This window comes from Pseudomonadota bacterium, assembly GCA_010028905.1.
GTDB lineage: Bacteria > Vulcanimicrobiota > Xenobia > RGZZ01 > RGZZ01 > RGZZ01.
Map to the genome: position 1 here is coordinate 1 of RGZZ01000903.1, position 1,110 is coordinate 1,110.

Consider the following 1,110-nt stretch of genomic DNA (forward strand, 5'->3'; position numbering starts at 1 on the left):
TGGAGAACGGATGGAAGCCCGTGCTGCAGCGCTTCGACTCCTACAACGTGCCCATGGGCGCGGTGTGAGCGCGGCTGTCGAATCCCTGTGGGCGGTCTGGCGGCGCATTCCCGAAGCGGTGGAGGCGACGCGCGGACGGGTCGAACCCGCCGCACTGCAACGCGCGCTGCGCGCGTGCCCGCGACTGGTGGTGGCGGCCTCTGGAAACTCAGCCTACCCCGCACGGTATCTCACCTGGCTGCTCAACACCACCACCGACGTCGAAGCCACCTTCGTCACCCCGCTCGAATACGCCCTGGCGCCACCACGCTACAACCACGTCTGCCTGCTCGTCTCGCAGGGCGCCAGGCGACGTGACAGCTTCACCGTTCTGGAGATGGCGACGCGTCTGAGCGTGCCGCTGTTCGTGCTGTGCGGCGAGAAGGCCCTCGAGGGGCGCACGGTAGCCGCTGAGCTGCCCCGCGAGCGGTCGCTGGTCACCGCCACGCTGGGCGAGCACGCCTTCCTCAACATCACGGGCACCGCGGCCGCCTTCGTGGCGGCGTGGGAGGCGGTCACAGGGCTGCAGGGGCGGCCACACGAGGGTTTCCCCGCGCCATGCTGGGAGGCCGTAGAGGCAGCCGTACCCTCGTGTCTCGCCCCCACGGGTGCAGTCGTAGCGCTGCACGGGCCCGCCGCCCGCTGCGCGGCCGAGGCGTTCGCGGGCTATCACTGCGAGACCCTGGGGCCGGCGCTGACCTATGACATGAAGAACTTCACCCACGGGGTGTGGCGCGGGCTGGGCGAGAGCGGACGGGCCGCCGTGTACATCGTGGGCGAGCGCCAGACCATGCCACTGGCGCGTCACATTCGAGAGCGTCTCGCGCAGCACCACGACTGCGCGGTGGTGTCGGCGCCGGACGGTGTCGATGAGACTGCCGTGCCCTTCTTCTTGTTCGCCGCGATGACCGGCGCCTTCGTCGCACGTGCCGCGCATCGCGCGAACGGCCGCGGCGACGACGCATCACCGCTCACCGTCGACAAGACCCGCTACGCAGGGCTGCTCGAGCTCACACGCTTCGACGTGCTGCAGCGCGACGTCGAGACGAACCAACCTCACCCTGACACCCC

1 protein-coding gene is annotated in these 1,110 nt (G+C 70.0%); it reads left to right on the forward strand.

The genetic code is table 11. The features are described 5' to 3' along the window. Positions 1 to 64: 64 nt before the first annotated feature. Positions 65 to 1,110, forward strand: a 1,046-nt coding sequence (locus tag EB084_26245; GenBank protein ID NDD31764.1) for a hypothetical protein, incomplete at its 3' end; no start/stop codon positions are given.